This is a genomic window from Paraburkholderia eburnea, from assembly GCF_002917095.1.
Lineage (GTDB): Bacteria > Pseudomonadota > Gammaproteobacteria > Burkholderiales > Burkholderiaceae > Paraburkholderia > Paraburkholderia eburnea.
The window spans coordinates 33,422-47,540 of sequence record NZ_PQGA01000028.1 but is presented as its reverse complement, the minus strand read 5'-3'; the positions used below and the strand labels follow the sequence as shown (position 1 = coordinate 47,540).

At 65.7% G+C, this 14,119-nt stretch carries 12 protein-coding genes; 4 read left to right on the top strand and 8 right to left on the bottom strand.

The window, feature by feature from the left end; all coding sequences use genetic code 11:
* Positions 1-183: 183 nt before the first annotated feature.
* The 6 genes from B0G62_RS28695 to B0G62_RS32410 all read right to left on the bottom strand — a co-directional run bounded on the left by B0G62_RS28695 (position 184) and on the right by B0G62_RS32410 (position 5,365).
* The gene (locus B0G62_RS28695) at positions 184-1,059 is read right to left on the bottom strand and encodes a peptidase C39 (protein ID WP_103707551.1); all 876 of its coding nucleotides are present in this window, start codon (positions 1,057-1,059) and stop codon (positions 184-186) included.
* 14 nt (positions 1,060-1,073) lie between these two features.
* On the bottom strand, positions 1,074-1,793 hold the full coding sequence (locus tag B0G62_RS28690; RefSeq protein ID WP_103707550.1) for a C39 family peptidase: 720 nt from the start codon (positions 1,791-1,793) through the stop codon (positions 1,074-1,076).
* Between the two features lie 94 nt (positions 1,794-1,887).
* The gene (locus B0G62_RS28685; protein WP_103707549.1) at positions 1,888-3,471 is read right to left on the bottom strand and encodes a beta strand repeat-containing protein; all 1,584 of its coding nucleotides are present in this window, start codon (positions 3,469-3,471) and stop codon (positions 1,888-1,890) included.
* Between the two features lie 27 nt (positions 3,472-3,498).
* Positions 3,499-4,110 carry a hypothetical protein gene (locus B0G62_RS28680; RefSeq protein ID WP_103707548.1) on the bottom strand — a complete coding sequence of 204 codons (612 nt, stop codon included), beginning with the start codon at positions 4,108-4,110 and terminating at the stop codon, positions 3,499-3,501.
* Positions 4,107-4,616 (bottom strand): hypothetical protein, encoded by a 510-nt coding sequence (locus B0G62_RS28675; protein WP_103707547.1) that lies wholly within the window; start codon positions 4,614-4,616, stop codon positions 4,107-4,109. The genes B0G62_RS28680 and B0G62_RS28675 overlap by 4 nt, the downstream gene beginning before the upstream one ends.
* A 119-nt stretch (positions 4,617-4,735) precedes the next feature.
* Positions 4,736-5,365 carry a hypothetical protein gene (locus B0G62_RS32410; RefSeq protein WP_244193414.1) on the bottom strand — a complete coding sequence of 210 codons (630 nt, stop codon included), beginning with the start codon at positions 5,363-5,365 and terminating at the stop codon, positions 4,736-4,738.
* 625 nt (positions 5,366-5,990) lie between these two features.
* On the opposite strand from B0G62_RS32410, the gene B0G62_RS28665 reads away from it, so the two are divergent.
* Both B0G62_RS28665 and B0G62_RS28660 read left to right on the top strand, forming a co-directional pair.
* On the top strand, positions 5,991-7,382 hold the full coding sequence (locus tag B0G62_RS28665; RefSeq protein ID WP_103707546.1) for a sigma-54 dependent transcriptional regulator: 1,392 nt from the start codon (positions 5,991-5,993) through the stop codon (positions 7,380-7,382).
* Between the two features lie 716 nt (positions 7,383-8,098).
* Positions 8,099-9,070, top strand: coding sequence for a thymidylate synthase (locus tag B0G62_RS28660; RefSeq protein WP_103707545.1), 972 nt, complete (start codon positions 8,099-8,101; stop codon positions 9,068-9,070).
* Between the two features lie 123 nt (positions 9,071-9,193).
* Here the strand turns inward: B0G62_RS28660 and B0G62_RS28655 are convergent, their stop codons facing one another.
* Together B0G62_RS28655 and B0G62_RS28650 are read right to left on the bottom strand one after the other, a co-directional pair.
* On the bottom strand, positions 9,194-11,680 hold the full coding sequence (locus B0G62_RS28655; RefSeq protein WP_103707576.1) for a DUF6600 domain-containing protein: 2,487 nt from the start codon (positions 11,678-11,680) through the stop codon (positions 9,194-9,196).
* Between the two features lie 220 nt (positions 11,681-11,900).
* Positions 11,901-12,620 carry an ArsR/SmtB family transcription factor gene (locus tag B0G62_RS28650; protein ID WP_181315658.1) on the bottom strand — a complete coding sequence of 240 codons (720 nt, stop codon included), beginning with the start codon at positions 12,618-12,620 and terminating at the stop codon, positions 11,901-11,903.
* A 196-nt stretch (positions 12,621-12,816) separates the two neighbouring features.
* Between B0G62_RS28650 and B0G62_RS31835 the strand changes: the two genes are divergently transcribed.
* Positions 12,817-12,954, top strand: coding sequence for a hypothetical protein (locus B0G62_RS31835; RefSeq protein ID WP_167401362.1), 138 nt, complete (start codon positions 12,817-12,819; stop codon positions 12,952-12,954).
* A 94-nt stretch (positions 12,955-13,048) separates the two neighbouring features.
* Positions 13,049-14,080, top strand: coding sequence for a GlxA family transcriptional regulator (locus tag B0G62_RS28645; RefSeq protein WP_103707543.1), 1,032 nt, complete (start codon positions 13,049-13,051; stop codon positions 14,078-14,080).
* Positions 14,081-14,119: the final 39 nt, after the last annotated feature.

The following is a 14,119-nucleotide window of genomic DNA, read 5'->3' as shown; positions in this document are numbered from 1 at the left end:
CTTCCCCCGGATCGAAATCGCACGCATGACCGAACCCCCTGGTTCCGTACCGCGTACGTCGATTCACCTCCTCGATACGTCATGCAGCTATGTGTACTGTTCCCCCTCTTTCAGTCTCCTTCTGATCCAGTGCCGTCCATGGCGGTGGGCGGCGCGCGTTGATTGGCGGGTTGTCAGCGGTTGTCAGCGGATGTTGCGCAAAGCCTGTAATACGCCGGCCTGCCGGATCATTTGCGCGCTCATCTGCTGTGTTTGCAGGCTGAGTTGCAACTGGTTGGCGACCTGCTGGTTATTGCCCGCGACCTGGAGCAGCTGGGCGATCGAGCCCGCCTGCGCCGCGTTGCTCGGCATGATGTTTTGCGTTGCGATGCCGGCGGGTGTTTGCAACGTGACACTGATGCCGTTGCCGCCGAAGGCGATGCCGGCGCGGATCGTGCCGTTCGCGTTCGAAGCGGACGCGCTCGGCGTGTTCGCGAGGCTCGTGAGCTGCGAGCCGCCGCCGCCGCCGCCGCCACCGCCACTGCTGTTGGCGTAGTCGATGGCCGCGGCATTCGAGCCGACGTTGTTGTTGCCGGCCACCTGGGTGACCTGCGAGACGCCGTTGACCGACACGTTCTGGCCGCCCGAGGCCGATGTGTTCGGTGTAGCGCCGCTGTTGGCCGTGGTCGTGCCGCCCGCGACGGGGTCGGTGACCTTGGCGCCGGTCTGCACGCTGGCGCTCAGCTGGTTGACCGTGTTCTGCACGACCGTGAGCGCGCCCTGGGCGGTGGCGGTGGCGCCGTTGGGCAGTTGCCATTGCGAGATGACGTTCAGGACCAGGCCCGAAATCATGTCGCTGCCGGCGTATTTGCCGGTTTGATGTGCGAGGACGTCGTCGTCGACGGCTTCGACTTCCACGGGGTGCGCGTCGGCGCCCCCTGCGGAGAGAAATGCGGGTGCAAGGGGCAAAGGCGGTTGCGTGGCGGCGAGGCTCTCGGCGGCGCAGGCGCCGTTCGAATAAGCGCAGGCGAGCGCGCAGATACCTGCAGCGATGCCAGTCTGTGAGAGGTTGCGATTCATGACTCTTGTGTACTTCAGAACATGACGGCCTTATCAAGGCCGTATTCGAAGAAGGGAGTCGCGGCGGTGCCGTTGAGCAGGGCGTTCTCGCGCAGCTTCAGCGCGAGCGACTCGTTGTTCTGCAACAGCGGAGAGTCCTCCAGGAACGGTCGACCGAGTACCGCGAAGACCAGCCCATTCCAGGTCTTCGCGAAGTCGTCCTCGGCCACGATTCGGTTGCCGAGCGCGGGGTCCGCAATAAAGACGCGGCCGTTCTCGGCGTGCTTGACGATCACGAAATGCTCGTAGCCATCGATGTTCATCAGCACGAGCACGGGAATCTGCAGGTGATACAGGGCATCGGTGTTGACGCGGAAGCCGCGCCCGCGCAGGCCGATCGTTTCGACGAACTTCTTCATGTCGAGCATGGAGAAGCCGTTCTTCACGACGACCTCGGGCGTGGAGTACACCATCATCCGGCGGATCAGTTCCGGTTCGGGGATGTCGATGCCGTAGCCATACTTGAGCAGCGTAGCGAGCGCGGCGGCACCGCAGCTGTAGTCGTATTGCTGGCTGACGATGCTGCTGTACCGGATATCGCGCATCGAATGAATCGGCTTCTTGATCGGCACGCCGATCAGATTGGCCCCATCGATCATCGATTGCGCGTGGACAGGCACGAAAGCCGCGGTGGCGACCAGCGCCAGCGCGACAGCACACGTCCTTGCCGCCGGGGACGATACGAACCCGGACATGGTGGTCTCCTGCTTCTGGTTCACGCACCGGCCGCGTGTGGCGGCGGCCGGCGCGCTGAGGTACAGCCCTGGTTTGCTGTGACTTCCGGACTGCTTAGTGGCCGTTGCTGATTGCTGCGATGGCCAGGCCGTTGTGTTGCAGGTTGCCGATACCGCCGGCGATGTTCACGCCGATGTTGCCGCTGGCGTTGGCCAGAGCGCCGGCGCCGAGGCTAGCCGTACCCTGGAACTGGCCGGAGGCGGACATCGCGGCGTCCTGCACGTTGTTGTCGGTCGCGACCATTGCCGTCGTCGAGGCGGTGCCGGCGTGGCTGGAGGTCGTCACGGAGCCGGCGAGGCTGTTGTTCTGCGCGTTGCCGATACCCGACGCCACGTTCACGCCCACGTTGCCCGAGACGCTGGCGAGCGAGCCATCACCCACCGACGCATTCAGGTTGAAGTTTTTCACGTTGGCGTAGCCGCCCGAAGCCTGAGTGTTGAAGATCTGAGCGTTACCGAACACATTGCCCACATCGACCGACGCGAGGGCAACGTTGTTGCTCTGTGCGTTGTTGATGCCTTCGGCGATGTTCACGCCCAGGTTGCCCGTGACACCCGTTGCTGCGTCGCTGCCCGTGGTGGCGTTCAGCGTGCCGGCGGTTTGCGTGTTGTAGTGCTGCGTGACCGAACCGGTCGTCGTTTCGTTGACCGTGGCCAGCGAGTCGCTCACGTTATAGCCCCACGACTTGCTTGCCTGCGTCGCCGTCGCGTACGAGCTTGAGGCCGACTTCGAGCCGCTGCTCGATTCGCTGGACGAGCGGCTGGCCGACTTGCTCGAACTGTTCGACTTCGAGCTTGCGCCGTTCACGGCCACCGACAGCGCGGCGCTGCCCGTGCCGTCCGCGTAGGCGCTGTTCGAGTTCGACGAATTGTGGGTCGAGCTCTTGTTGTCCGAGGACGTCCAGGCAACGCCGGCGGCCGTATTGTCCGTGTCGTTGTGCGAGTTCGTCTTCGTGTGCGACGTTGCTTCGTTGCCCGCGATGCCCACGCCAGCCTGACCGTTGTGCGAGTTGCCGCTGCTGTTCCACGACACTTCCACGCCGGCATTGCCGTTGCCGCTTTGCGACTTCGTCGACGTGTTGTTGCCCGTGCTCGTGTACGACGTTGCGACGCCCTTGTCGCCCGTGTTGCTGTGCGAGCTGGCCGACGTCGAGTTGCTTGCGCCGCCGCTATCCGTGGCGACGTGGTAGTCGCCCGAGATGCCGGCGTTCAGGCTCTTCGAGAAGTTCGAACTGCTCGACGAGGACTTCGACGACGACGACGAGGCGCTGCTCGACTTCGACTGCGAGTGCGACGAGGACGACTGGTCAGCCGTCGCGAACGACGAGTTGGCGTAGGTCGAATTGTTGCCGGTGCCGGTCACGCTCCACGTGTTGTTGTTGTACGTGGTCGTCACGTTGCCGGTGACATAGCTCTGTGCCTGGGGCAGGAGGGTGCCGCCCGACGTCGTCTGCGAGTTGTTGATGACCGCGCCTGCCGTGCTTGAGACAGCGACGCAACCGAACAGGCTGACCCAGCCTTCGATGCCGACCTGTTCACCCACTGCCGTGTAGTTGAACAGGTACGCCGAGTTCGAGGCTGCGAACGACGACGTGGCTGCCGATGCGAGGACTGCCGCTGCGATGAGGGTGCGCTTCATGTTTCGCTCCGATACTTGAGTGGTCAGTTAGAAAAGAGTGCCCGCCGGGGGACGGAGCACAAAACTGTTCGCCGTTGCATTACCGGCACCGGCCGTCTGGTTCACCTGCACGAGGCCCGTTGCATTCCTGAAGGTCGCACCATCGATGCGTACCTCACGAATGCCGCCTGCCTGGCCTGCCTGGCTTGCCTTGTTGCCGTTCTGAGCGGTGACCGCGGACAGTTCGCCGTCCGAGAGCATCGCGACTCCGAACGCCCCAGTGCCGATCTGCGCACTGTTGCGCTGGATATTGCCCACGCCTGCCGCCTGGTTGATCATCATGGCGCCGGACGTGTTGGAGAAAGCCCCCGAGCCGATGAGCGCGCTGGCGTTGTTCAGCCGCGCGCGGGTCGAGGTGCTTTGGTCATCCAGATTCAGATTGCCGACCGAGCCGCCCGTGGCGATGGTCAGCTGATTGCCTTGCGCGTTGTCGAGTCCGGCCGCTTCGTTCACGGTCAGCGCGCCCGTCGTCGAGGTCGCGGCATTCGGCGCGATCACGGCGATGGCGCCGACGGTGGCCTGCGCGTGCGCGCTGGTTGCGAGCGCAACGGAAACGGTTGCGAGCGCAAGCGTGGCCAGAAGTTTTGGACGACGAATCATTTCACTGCTCCAAGGGAACCGAGTGCGCTGGTGAGCGGCGCCAGTGCGCCGGTGACGGTGCTGGAAATCGTGTTGCCGATACCGCCTACCGCCGTTGCGCCGCCGCCCGCGCCGAGCGCGTTGTTCGAGCCGCCTGCCGCGTTGCCCACGAGGATCCGGTTGATGGCCTGCACGCCCGCGGCTTCGCCTGCTATCGCGCCGCTCGTGTTCACACCCGAGTTGCCGTGGGCGTTGGTCAAATCCGTATCGTTGACGAGCGTGGCCATGGCCGGGTCGAACGAGTTCTTCGGGAACGTGGTGGCGCGCACGAGTACCGGGTCCTGGCTCTTCGGAACAGTGGCGAACGCGCTGCGCGGCGTGATGTCGCGCTCGACGATGATGTCGCCGGGGTTGGTCACCTGCGCGCTGACGCCTGCCGCGAGCGTCGCCGCGCACACACCGCTCAGGACCGCTGCGATCCGCGCGCAACGCCGGCGCACGCCTGGCGTCGTAAAGCGAACATTCATGTTGGTCTCCGTCTTGCCCTCGGGGCGGCGACTGTTCGTCCTCCGCTCCCGAACCGCGCCGCTTGCGACGCGGGTCCTGTCTCTGGATTGCTGCGTATGTTCGACCGCGTTAATCTGTTTCACTTACGGGTGTAGCTGGCGATGTTGCCTTGCGCCGCCTGACCGCTATCCACTGGAATCGGCAGCGGGGCGGGCGGGGCGATTTCGTCCCAGAGCGTCACGCTGTTGCCGCCGCGCATGAGCTGCGGGGTGGCGGCCACCATCAACATGCCGATCGCGCCGCCGCGCTGATGCGAGAGCGTCTGGTCGTCGATCGAGCCGACGCCCGCGATCACCGGTTCGTCGCCGGCGGGGCCCGGATCGGCGGCGAGCGGCGCGGCGGCGCTCAGGTTTGCGCCGTTCGCGTCGTTCGTGCCGTTGTTCATGCCGTCGTCGGCGCTTTTGTCGACGGCGGCGGCCGTGCTGGCCGTGCTCATAATCAGCGTCGCCGGTTGCATTCCCGCTTCGATGCCGGCCTGCACGCCGGCATCAATCGCCGGGGCGCTCAAGGTGCTGCCTGCTGCAGTTGTTGCAGGAACGACATCGGCGTTCACGCTCGCCGTGACGAAGGAGGCGCTCGCCGCATCCGTGGCGGTTTGCGCATACACCGACGGCGCGACAGCGAGGAGCGCAGCGGGAATCAGCACGGCCACGAGAGCGGTGGCGCGACTGACTGCGCTGAGCTGGACGTTCGAAGGAATGAGTCGCATGGCGTGTCTCCTGGTGCGAAGACATTTAGCGAAACATGTGCCATGTCCCGGAAACCGTTGACAGGACGGGGCCGTCGATATTTTCTGCGGGCTTTGAATCGCGGATATTCAAGAAAATGTTTCAGCGCTGAAACGTTAGCCTCTTTTAACCACTGAATTTCGTTCGGGAGTTTCAGAGGAGAACGTTTGCGCGATTTTTTTGTTACGTAATGACGTTACGTAATGATCGGCGGCGGGAACGCTGCGGGAACGCAGATAACGGAAATGTCCGTAATCATTTTCTTCTTATGATTCAGGTGAATTCGGGAAGATTCGGTGAGAAATGCTAATGGAAACCTTTCCATCGTACCCTTATCCATTCACGCCGCATATTTTCTATCCAAGCCCCGGGCGTATATAGTAAGCTTCAGAAAAAAGCGTAAAGCCGAAAAACAAAAAAGCCCGGCCACGGGCAGGTTGTTGACATACACACGTCGCAGCTCGGGGATTCACTGTCAGCAAAAGCTATTGTGTCGTCTGGTCCATCGGTGCCGGACGCACGGTGCGTTTGCTGCGTGTCTGTACATCAGGACATCAGGAGCGTGCCGTCATTCCGCAACCATGTGTTGGCAAGAGGATCTGAATAATGGAATCCGCAACGCGGCAGTTGGTTTACGTGACACGCAGTCCCAACGAAGCGCTGAACGAGCGGTTCCACGAGCGCGGCTGGCAGGTCGAGATCGTCGGCAATGCCCGGGACGCGCGGCGCGCGCTGCGCGCGGGCATGCCCGCAGGCGGTCTGCTCGACCTGTCGAGCCAGTTCCATCTGCATGAGATCGGCGCATTCGAGCCTTGCCTGACGTTGCCGAACGTCGGCTGGGTCGCCGCGACCACCACGGGCCAGTTGCAGGACGCCAATCTGCGCCGTCTGGTGCGCGATTACTGTTTCGATTACGTAACGGTGCCGTGGAGCGGCGAGCGCATCGTCGATTCCGTCGGTCACGCCTATGGCATGGTTTCGCTGGTCGAAGCCGCCTCGAACGACACCACGGGCGGCGCCGAAGGCGAAATGGTGGGCTCGTGCGAGGCGATGCTCGCGCTGTTCCGCTCGATCCGCAAGGTCGCGATGACCGATGCGCCGGTATTCATCTCGGGCGAGTCGGGCACCGGCAAGGAACTCACGGCGGTCGCCATCCACGAGCGCTCGTCGCGCCGCAGCGCCCCTTTCGTGCCGATCAACTGCGGGGCGATTCCGCCGCATCTGCTGCAATCCGAGCTGTTCGGTTACGAGCGCGGCGCCTTCACCGGCGCGAGCCAGCGCAAGATCGGCCGCGTCGAGGCGGCCAACGGCGGTACCTTGTTTCTCGACGAAATCGGCGATTTGCCGATGGAAAGTCAGGCCAGCCTGCTGCGCTTTCTGCAGGAAGGCAAGATCGAGCGTCTGGGCGGCCATCAATCGATGCCGGTGGACGTACGCATCATCTCGGCGACGCACGTGGACATGCGCGCGGCGATGGTGGAAGGGCGCTTCCGGCAGGATTTGTACCACCGCCTGTGCGTGCTGCAGATCGATGAGCCGCCGCTGCGCGCGCGCGGCAAGGATATCGAACTGCTCGCCCGCCACATGCTCGAACGTTTCAAGAAAGACGGCGCGCGCCGCCTGCGCGGCTTCTCGCCCGACGCTATCGCCGCGCTGCATAACTACAGTTGGCCCGGCAATGTGCGCGAACTGATTAACCGCGTGCGCCGCGCCATCGTCATGTCGGAAGGGCGCGCCATCGGGGCGCGCGATCTGGAACTGGGCGATTACGTCGAAGTCGTGCCGGTGTCGCTCGCGCAGGCGCGCGAAGCGGCGGAGCGCCAGGCGATCGAACTGGCCTTGCTGCGCCATCGCGGCCGTCTGGGCGACGCGGCGCAGGAACTCGGCATTTCGCGTGTGACCTTGTACCGGCTGCTGTGCTCGCATGGCATGCGGCATATGGAAAGCGACCCGCTCGCGCCGCATCCGGGCGGACTGGTTTCGGGGGGCGGAGCCTGAACCGGGCTTCGTAAGAGGGGGACCAAATAGCGGCCACCAGCGATCCCGATCGGTGGCTGGCTGGATGTTGAAGCGTTCGTAGCGGTCGTAAGCTTTGATATAAGCGCTGACGAAGAGCCTGCAGAGGCCATGAGGGTGTCAGGGGTGCAAGCGGGCTGGCGCGGGGGCGCGGCTCGTGCGGGTGGGCGGCTCGCGGGTGCGGGCCGCCTGGTTCGCGATATCGGGTTTTCCTGTTCTTTTCTGTTCATTCCCCAGTTTTAATTTTTTCGTGCGCACTATGCCGCGAAGCCTCAAAAGGCTTGTGCCGCGCGCGAGTCACGTCCGATTGCCGATTTATTTTCCGCATAATTTTTCATGACTTTTAAACGAATACGCCCGTAGTGGTTTGTACGGGATTGTCATTATTTCAGGCCGATTTTCGCTGATTAATGCTACTGCAATTACCGGCATTATTTTCCGCTTGAATGGTTTCTGGAGGCTTTGCCGGTAAATCGAGCAAAATATGTTCCCATACATACGGATGTTCCCGAATTGTGTTCCGTAACATCGGGCATGCCGACCTTAATCACGTATTAGCCGTCTTGCCCGCGTTCCGGTAAAGTGCCGCGCGCCGCTCCCCGGCGCCGAAATGGCCCTCGATCAGCGATCGCCGGCTTGCTATAGAATCTCGCTTTTGACGCCGCACGGGGCATTCGCACCTCGTTCAGGGACTCCGCATGAAACAGTATCTCGAGCTCGTCCGCTCGATCCTCGACACCGGCAGCTGGCAGGAAAACCGCACCGGCATCCGCACGATCAGCATGCCGGGCGCGATGCTGCGCTTCGACCTCCAGCAGGGCTTCCCGGCTGTCACGACCAAAAAGCTCGCGTTCAAGTCGGCCGTGGGTGAGCTGATCGGCTTTATGCGCGCCTCGCGCAGCGCCGCTGACTTCCGTGCGCTCGGCTGCAAGGTCTGGGACGCCAACGCCAACGACAACGCCCAGTGGCTCGCCAACCCGTACCGCCAGGGCACGGACGATCTGGGCGACGTCTACGGCGTGCAGTGGCGCCAGTGGCCGGCCTACAAGGTGCTCGACGCGAGCGCGACGGCGCGGATCGCCGACGCTGAATCGCGCGGTTACGCGCGCGTGACCGAATTCAGCGAGGACGGTCAGCCGAAGGTGCTGCTTTACAAGGCGATCGACCAGCTGCGCCAGTGCCTCGACACCATCATGAACAATCCCGCCGACCGTCGGATTCTGTTTCATGCGTGGAACCCGGCCGTGCTCGAAGAGATCGCGCTGCCCGCCTGCCACCTGCTTTACCAGTTCCTGCCGAACCCGGCGAAGCGCGAAATTTCGCTCTGCCTGTACATCCGCAGCAACGACGTGGGCCTCGGCACGCCGTTCAATCTGACCGAAGGCGCCGTGCTGCTGCATCTCGTCGGGCGTCTGACGGGCTATACGCCGCGCTGGTTTACGTATTTCATCGGCGACGCGCATATCTACGAGAACCAGCTCGACATGCTCAACGAGCAGTTGCGCCGCGAGCCGTTCGAGAGCCCGCGCCTGGAAATCGCCGATCGCGTGCCCGATTTCGCGAAAACGGGCGTGTATGAGCCGGAGTGGCTGGAGAAGGTCGAGCCGTCGGACTTTTCGCTGGCCGGTTACCGGCATCACGAGCATTTGAGCGCGCCGATGGCGGTGTAACGTTTGTGATGCGCCGGATTGAAAAAGCCCGCGAACGGTGACGTTCGCGGGCTTTTTGCTTCCGTGCCACCAGTCGGTGGTCTGGCTGGCGGCGACTTCTTTAGGCCCTGGCCCCTTAACCCTTTAGCCGTGGTGATGATCGTCGCGGTTGCCGCCCGCGTGTTCCTGCGGGTGCGGCTGGGGTTGCGGACGCGGTTCCACGCGCGGCTGCGGTTGCGGCTGAGCTTGCGGCTGTGGGTGGAATTCCGCGCGCTGTTGGGGCTGGGGCTGCGCGCGCGGTTGCGGCTGCGAATGGAATTCCTCGCGCGCCTGCTGCTGCGGGCGGGGTTCCGCGCGCGGCTGGGCTTGCGCCTGCGGGTGGAATTCCTCACGCGGCTGTTGGGCCTGCTGCTGCGGGCGGATATCCGCATGAGCCTGCGGTTGCGGTTCCGGGCGCGGCTCCGCGCGTTGCTCCGGGCGGGCCTGGGCTTCGGGTGCGCGCTGCGGCGCGGCCTCGCGCGGTTGCTGCGTGGCAAGCGTCTGCCCGCGGCCCGCTTCGTTCGCGCCCGGCTGGCCGCGCATCGCCATCGGCGTATGGGGCTGGGTCCATTCGGGCTGATGCGCCTCGGCTTGCGGACCGGCTTGCGGCGCACGGCCGCTCATCGCCGCCTGCGGCTGACCGGCTTCGGGATGGCCCGCGAACTGCGGCGGGCGCGGCACGCCATGCGCTTCGTTCGGCTGCGCGCCGGCCGGAGCGTGACCGCCTGCCGCCATCGCGTTGGCATTGGGCGCGAAGTTCGGTTGACCGTGCTGGCCCATCGGCTCGTTCGGACCATGCACCGTGTTCTGCATCGTCATGCCAGGCGCGCGCGGAACATCCTGCGCTCCCGGCGCGCCATTCGGACGTCCCGACGCGTTGATTTCAGGCGAGCGGGGCGCCACGACGCGCACGTTCTGCTGCGGCCATCCGCCATGCGACGCGTTCGAGAACGGTGCGAACGACGCATGCGCCGGCGCCGACACGCGCACGACCGGCGCACCCGCGCCCGGCACCGTGCCGCCGCCATGGGCAAAGCGTTGCGCCAGGTTGTCGTGGAACGCGGGCGGCGCGACCGGCGCACGCGTCGCCACGACCTGACGCTGGTTGAGCGAGGCAGGCGGCCGATAGTCGGCGCGGCGCATGTTTGCACCGAAGCTGCCCTGGACCGGCGCGATGCCAGGCGTGCCCGGCTGGATACGCGCGTTTTGCCACTGACGCGGATCGACGTGCTGCGCGAAGCGCGCGGTGGGCTGGCCGTGCACGAAGGCGGTCGCGGGAACGGCCGTGACGGCGCCCGGCACGCGGTAGTTGATGTAGGTGTTATGAACGTTGACGTTCTGGCGGTAGTTGTTGACCACCACCGTCTGGTTGACGCGCTGATAGTAGTGCGGGCTCCAGCCGCCCCAGCCCGGATGCCACGCTTCGCCCGGCCCGAGCGCGAACCACGCGACGCCGGCCGCCGCCGCGCCGCCGATGGCCAGATTCACACCCCAGTCGCCTCCGCCACCCGGGCCGCCGCTACCCACGAAGGCGACGAGCGCCGGCGCATAGACCGGCGGCGCGCTTTCGACGATCGGCCCCGGCACCCACGCCCATGAGTCGTCGACCTGCGCCCAGCGGCCATAGTGATAGGGCGCGAAGCCCCACGGCGCGTCATCGACCCACGTCCAGCCCCACGGCGCCTGCCAGACCCAGTGACCGTCGTGATAAGGCGCCCAGCCGGTCGGTTCGGCGTTCGGCACCCACACCTCGCCGTACTGCGGGCTTTCGCGCCACGTGCCGTTGGCGTCCAGATCCTGATAGCCGGGAATGTCACGCGAAACGTAGCGCGCCGACACCGAGCGGTCTTCGGCCTCGTCGCGCGCGAGCGCCCACTGGTCGAAGGCGTCGGGCGGCGGGGCCGCAACGCTCGCAACCTGCTGCAGCGCGGTGCCCGCGAAGCGGATCTGCTGGCCGGCCTGCATCGGCATCTGGCCGTTTTCGCCGTAGACGGTCACGCTGCCGCTGCGCACGGTCACGGTGGTGGCGCTGCCGTCGGGCGCGACGTCCACGCGATAGTCGCCCGGACCGTTCAGGCCGAGCGCGAGATTGGGCGTATCGATTTCGTACGAGGCACCGGCGGGCAACGCGCGCACGCGCGTCGAAAGCGTGCCTTGGGCGACTTTGAGCTGCGCACTCGCGTCGTCGAGATTGAGCACGTCGAGGCTCGTCTGCGGCCCCAGGCGCACGGCCGTCGAGCCGATGTGCATCTCCGAGCGCGCGTTGCGGTCGTTCCACAACTGGTCGCCGGTCGTGAGCGGGCGGTTCAGTTGGGCATAGGACCAGTCGGTCGCGCCGGCCGGCTCGGTCGTGACGTCGCCGGCCATGTAGTCGAGACGCGCGACGCGCGAGGGCGGGTCGCCCACCGGATTGCCCACCGGAGCCGCGCCCGGCGCGGCTTGCGGCGCGGACTGCGCGAGGGCATCGGTGCCGGCGAGATTGAACGCGAAGGCGGCGAGCACGGCGCCCGCGATGAGCGTGCGGCGCGCGAGGCTGTGGTAGCCGTTGCTGGTCGCGGTTTGGGTCGCGACTTTGGTCGCGTATTGGGTCATTTTCACGGTGTAGTTCTCCGGCGCGGTGCAGAGCATGACTTGCTGATGAAATGTCGCGTAGCCATGCGGGGCACTTTATCCATCGCGCGTGTTTCCGGGCTCATGGATTTGTTAAGGCTTATGCACCATCTGTAACAGAACGTGTGATGACGACCTAAAACACGGATTTTGGTGGTGATTTGAAGGGGGTTGTTGGGTATTTGTCAGAATTCTGGCGGCTTCAGGCCCGCACGAACGCATCGAATTCGCGCTGCCCGAGCGGCGTGATGCGCAGCACGCGCGGGCGGCTCGTGCGCTCGACCCAGCCGTTCGACGTGAAGCGTTCGAGCAGCGCCGCGCCGAGCGCGCCGCCCAGGTGCGCGCGCCGCTCGCTCCAGTCCAGGCAGGTGCAGGCAAAGCGCCGCCGCCGCGCGCGCAGTGCGCCGACATCGATGCCCCAAGCCTTGAGCCGGGCGGCACCGGCCTCGGTCGGTTCGAGATCGTTACCCGGGTCGCTACCTTTTAGCGTGAGCAATCCGCCCTCGACGAGCCGGTCGAACACGCGCACCGCGACCTCGCCCGCCATGTGGTCGTAGCAGGTGCGCGCGTGGCGCATCTCCACGGGCACGGTGCGCGCGGGCCGCGTCGTCGGCCGGACTGGCGCGGTGGCGTGAGCGACGTTCATGAGGGCTTCGATGGTCTGGGCGATTTCAGGCGTGGCGATGCGGAAATAGCGGTGCCGCCCGCGCACTTCGGCGGCGAGCATGCCGCCTTCGGTGAGCCGCGCGAGGTGGGCACTGGCCGCGGACGGCGAGAGGCCCGCGATCAGCGTGAGTTCGCCCGCCGGACGGGCGCTGCCGTCCATGAGTGCCCAGAGCATGGCGGCGCGGCCCGGATCGGCGAGCAGCGCGGCGACGCGCGCGAGACCGGGGAAATGGAGGGATTCGTCGGCGGTGGGCAGGGGCATGATCGGCTCTCGGGTTTCGGCACGTCTGGCGCGGCGGCTCATGGCGTTACTGTAGCGATACGCGGCATTCGACGTTTCAGTATGGCGTGAAACGTCGCGTGCAACCGCGTATGCCGCGCTGCCCCCGAATCCGCGAGGCAAGGGGGCGTCGCGCTAAAATAAGCTTCTTTCTGGAAGCACACAGGCAGTCATGAAACGCATTCTGGCCCTTGCAGCGCTCACGCTGCTTTGCGCGGCCTGCGCCGGCGGCACGCCGCCATCAGGCAGCAGCGCAAGCGGTATCACCATGTACGGCACGATCGACGAAGGCATCTCGGTTCATAAATAACCGCGCGTGGCAGGAATTGGCGGCAGATTGACCCGGCTGCCAGTCTCGCGCGTGCGAAGATGAGCGGCTCCGGTTCCGAACGCCTGCCGCTCTTATGACTGCCGACACCCAACATGCGCACCCCATCGCGCGCCACATCGTCTTTGCGGTTGCGCCCGATCTCGTGCTGCTCGACGCCTGCGGCCCCATCGAGGCATTCTGGCGCGCCGAACTCACGATACGCGGGCAGACGCCGCCATCGTCCGCTCACAGCGCGTATCGCGTCACGCTCGCCTCGATCGAGGGCGGCGTGCTGCCCACCTTCGCGGGCTTGCCCGTGGTCGCGGAACGTCTCGACGCGCTCGATCCCGCCGCCATCGACACGCTGATCGTCCCCGGCGTCCCCATCGACGACAACACCGTCCTGCAACCCGAACTGGTCGCCTGGATCGCGGCCCATGCGCCGCGTGCCCGGCGCGTCGCCTCGGTGTGCACGGGCGCGTTCTATCTGGCCGCAGCCGGCTTGCTCGACGGGCGCCGCGCGGCCACGCACTGGCGCAACGCGGCGCAGCTCGCGCGGCGCTTCCCCCAGGTCGAAGTCGACGACGAACCGATCTTCATCCGCGATGAGCGTGCTGGTCGCGTGGTCTGGACCTCGGCGGGCGTGACGGCCGGCATCGATCTGGCGCTGGCGCTGATCGAAGAGGATTGCGGCCATGCCGTCGCGATGCAGGCCGCGCGGCGTCTCGTCGTGTTCATGAAGCGCCCGGGCGGCCAGGCGCAGTTCAGCGAGGCGCTGGCGGCGCAGAGCGCGGCGGGTGGTGCATTCGATGCGTTGCATGGCTGGATGGCCGCGAACCTGCACGTCGAGCTAAGCGTCGAGCGCCTCGCACAAGCCGCCTGCATGAGCCCGCGCACCTTCGCGCGGCGTTACGTGGAAGCGGTGGGGCGCACGCCCGCGCGCACCGTCGCGGCGATGCGCGTCGAAGCCGCCGCGCACGCGCTCGCGCAATCGCGCCTGCCGGTCAAGCGCATTGCCGCCGACTGCGGCTTCGGCACCGAGCAGAATCTGCGGCGTGCGTTCGAACGGCGCTATGGCGTGCTGCCCGGCGACTATCGCGCCCGTTTCTCCGCGATGAACGCCTGATGTGTGACCGGTGTGTGACCGGTGCAAGATGGCCGCGAA

Bases quoted from the DNA above. Each gene is read 5' to 3' on its own strand.
- B0G62_RS28695 (WP_103707551.1), bottom strand. From the start codon at position 1,059: ATGAATCGCAACCTCTCACAGACTGGCATCGCTGCAGGTATCTGCGCG.
- B0G62_RS28690 (WP_103707550.1), bottom strand. From the start codon at position 1,793: ATGTCCGGGTTCGTATCGTCCCCGGCGGCAAGGACGTGTGCTGTCGCG.
- B0G62_RS28685 (WP_103707549.1), bottom strand. From the start codon at position 3,471: ATGAAGCGCACCCTCATCGCAGCGGCAGTCCTCGCATCGGCAGCCACG.
- B0G62_RS28680 (WP_103707548.1), bottom strand. From the start codon at position 4,110: ATGATTCGTCGTCCAAAACTTCTGGCCACGCTTGCGCTCGCAACCGTT.
- B0G62_RS28675 (WP_103707547.1), bottom strand. From the start codon at position 4,616: ATGAATGTTCGCTTTACGACGCCAGGCGTGCGCCGGCGTTGCGCGCGG.
- B0G62_RS32410 (WP_244193414.1), bottom strand. From the start codon at position 5,365: ATGCGACTCATTCCTTCGAACGTCCAGCTCAGCGCAGTCAGTCGCGCC.
- B0G62_RS28665 (WP_103707546.1), top strand. From the start codon at position 5,991: ATGGAATCCGCAACGCGGCAGTTGGTTTACGTGACACGCAGTCCCAAC.
- B0G62_RS28660 (WP_103707545.1), top strand. From the start codon at position 8,099: ATGAAACAGTATCTCGAGCTCGTCCGCTCGATCCTCGACACCGGCAGC.
- B0G62_RS28655 (WP_103707576.1), bottom strand. From the start codon at position 11,680: ATGACCCAATACGCGACCAAAGTCGCGACCCAAACCGCGACCAGCAAC.
- B0G62_RS31835 (WP_167401362.1), top strand. From the start codon at position 12,817: ATGAAACGCATTCTGGCCCTTGCAGCGCTCACGCTGCTTTGCGCGGCC.
- B0G62_RS28645 (WP_103707543.1), top strand. From the start codon at position 13,049: ATGACTGCCGACACCCAACATGCGCACCCCATCGCGCGCCACATCGTC.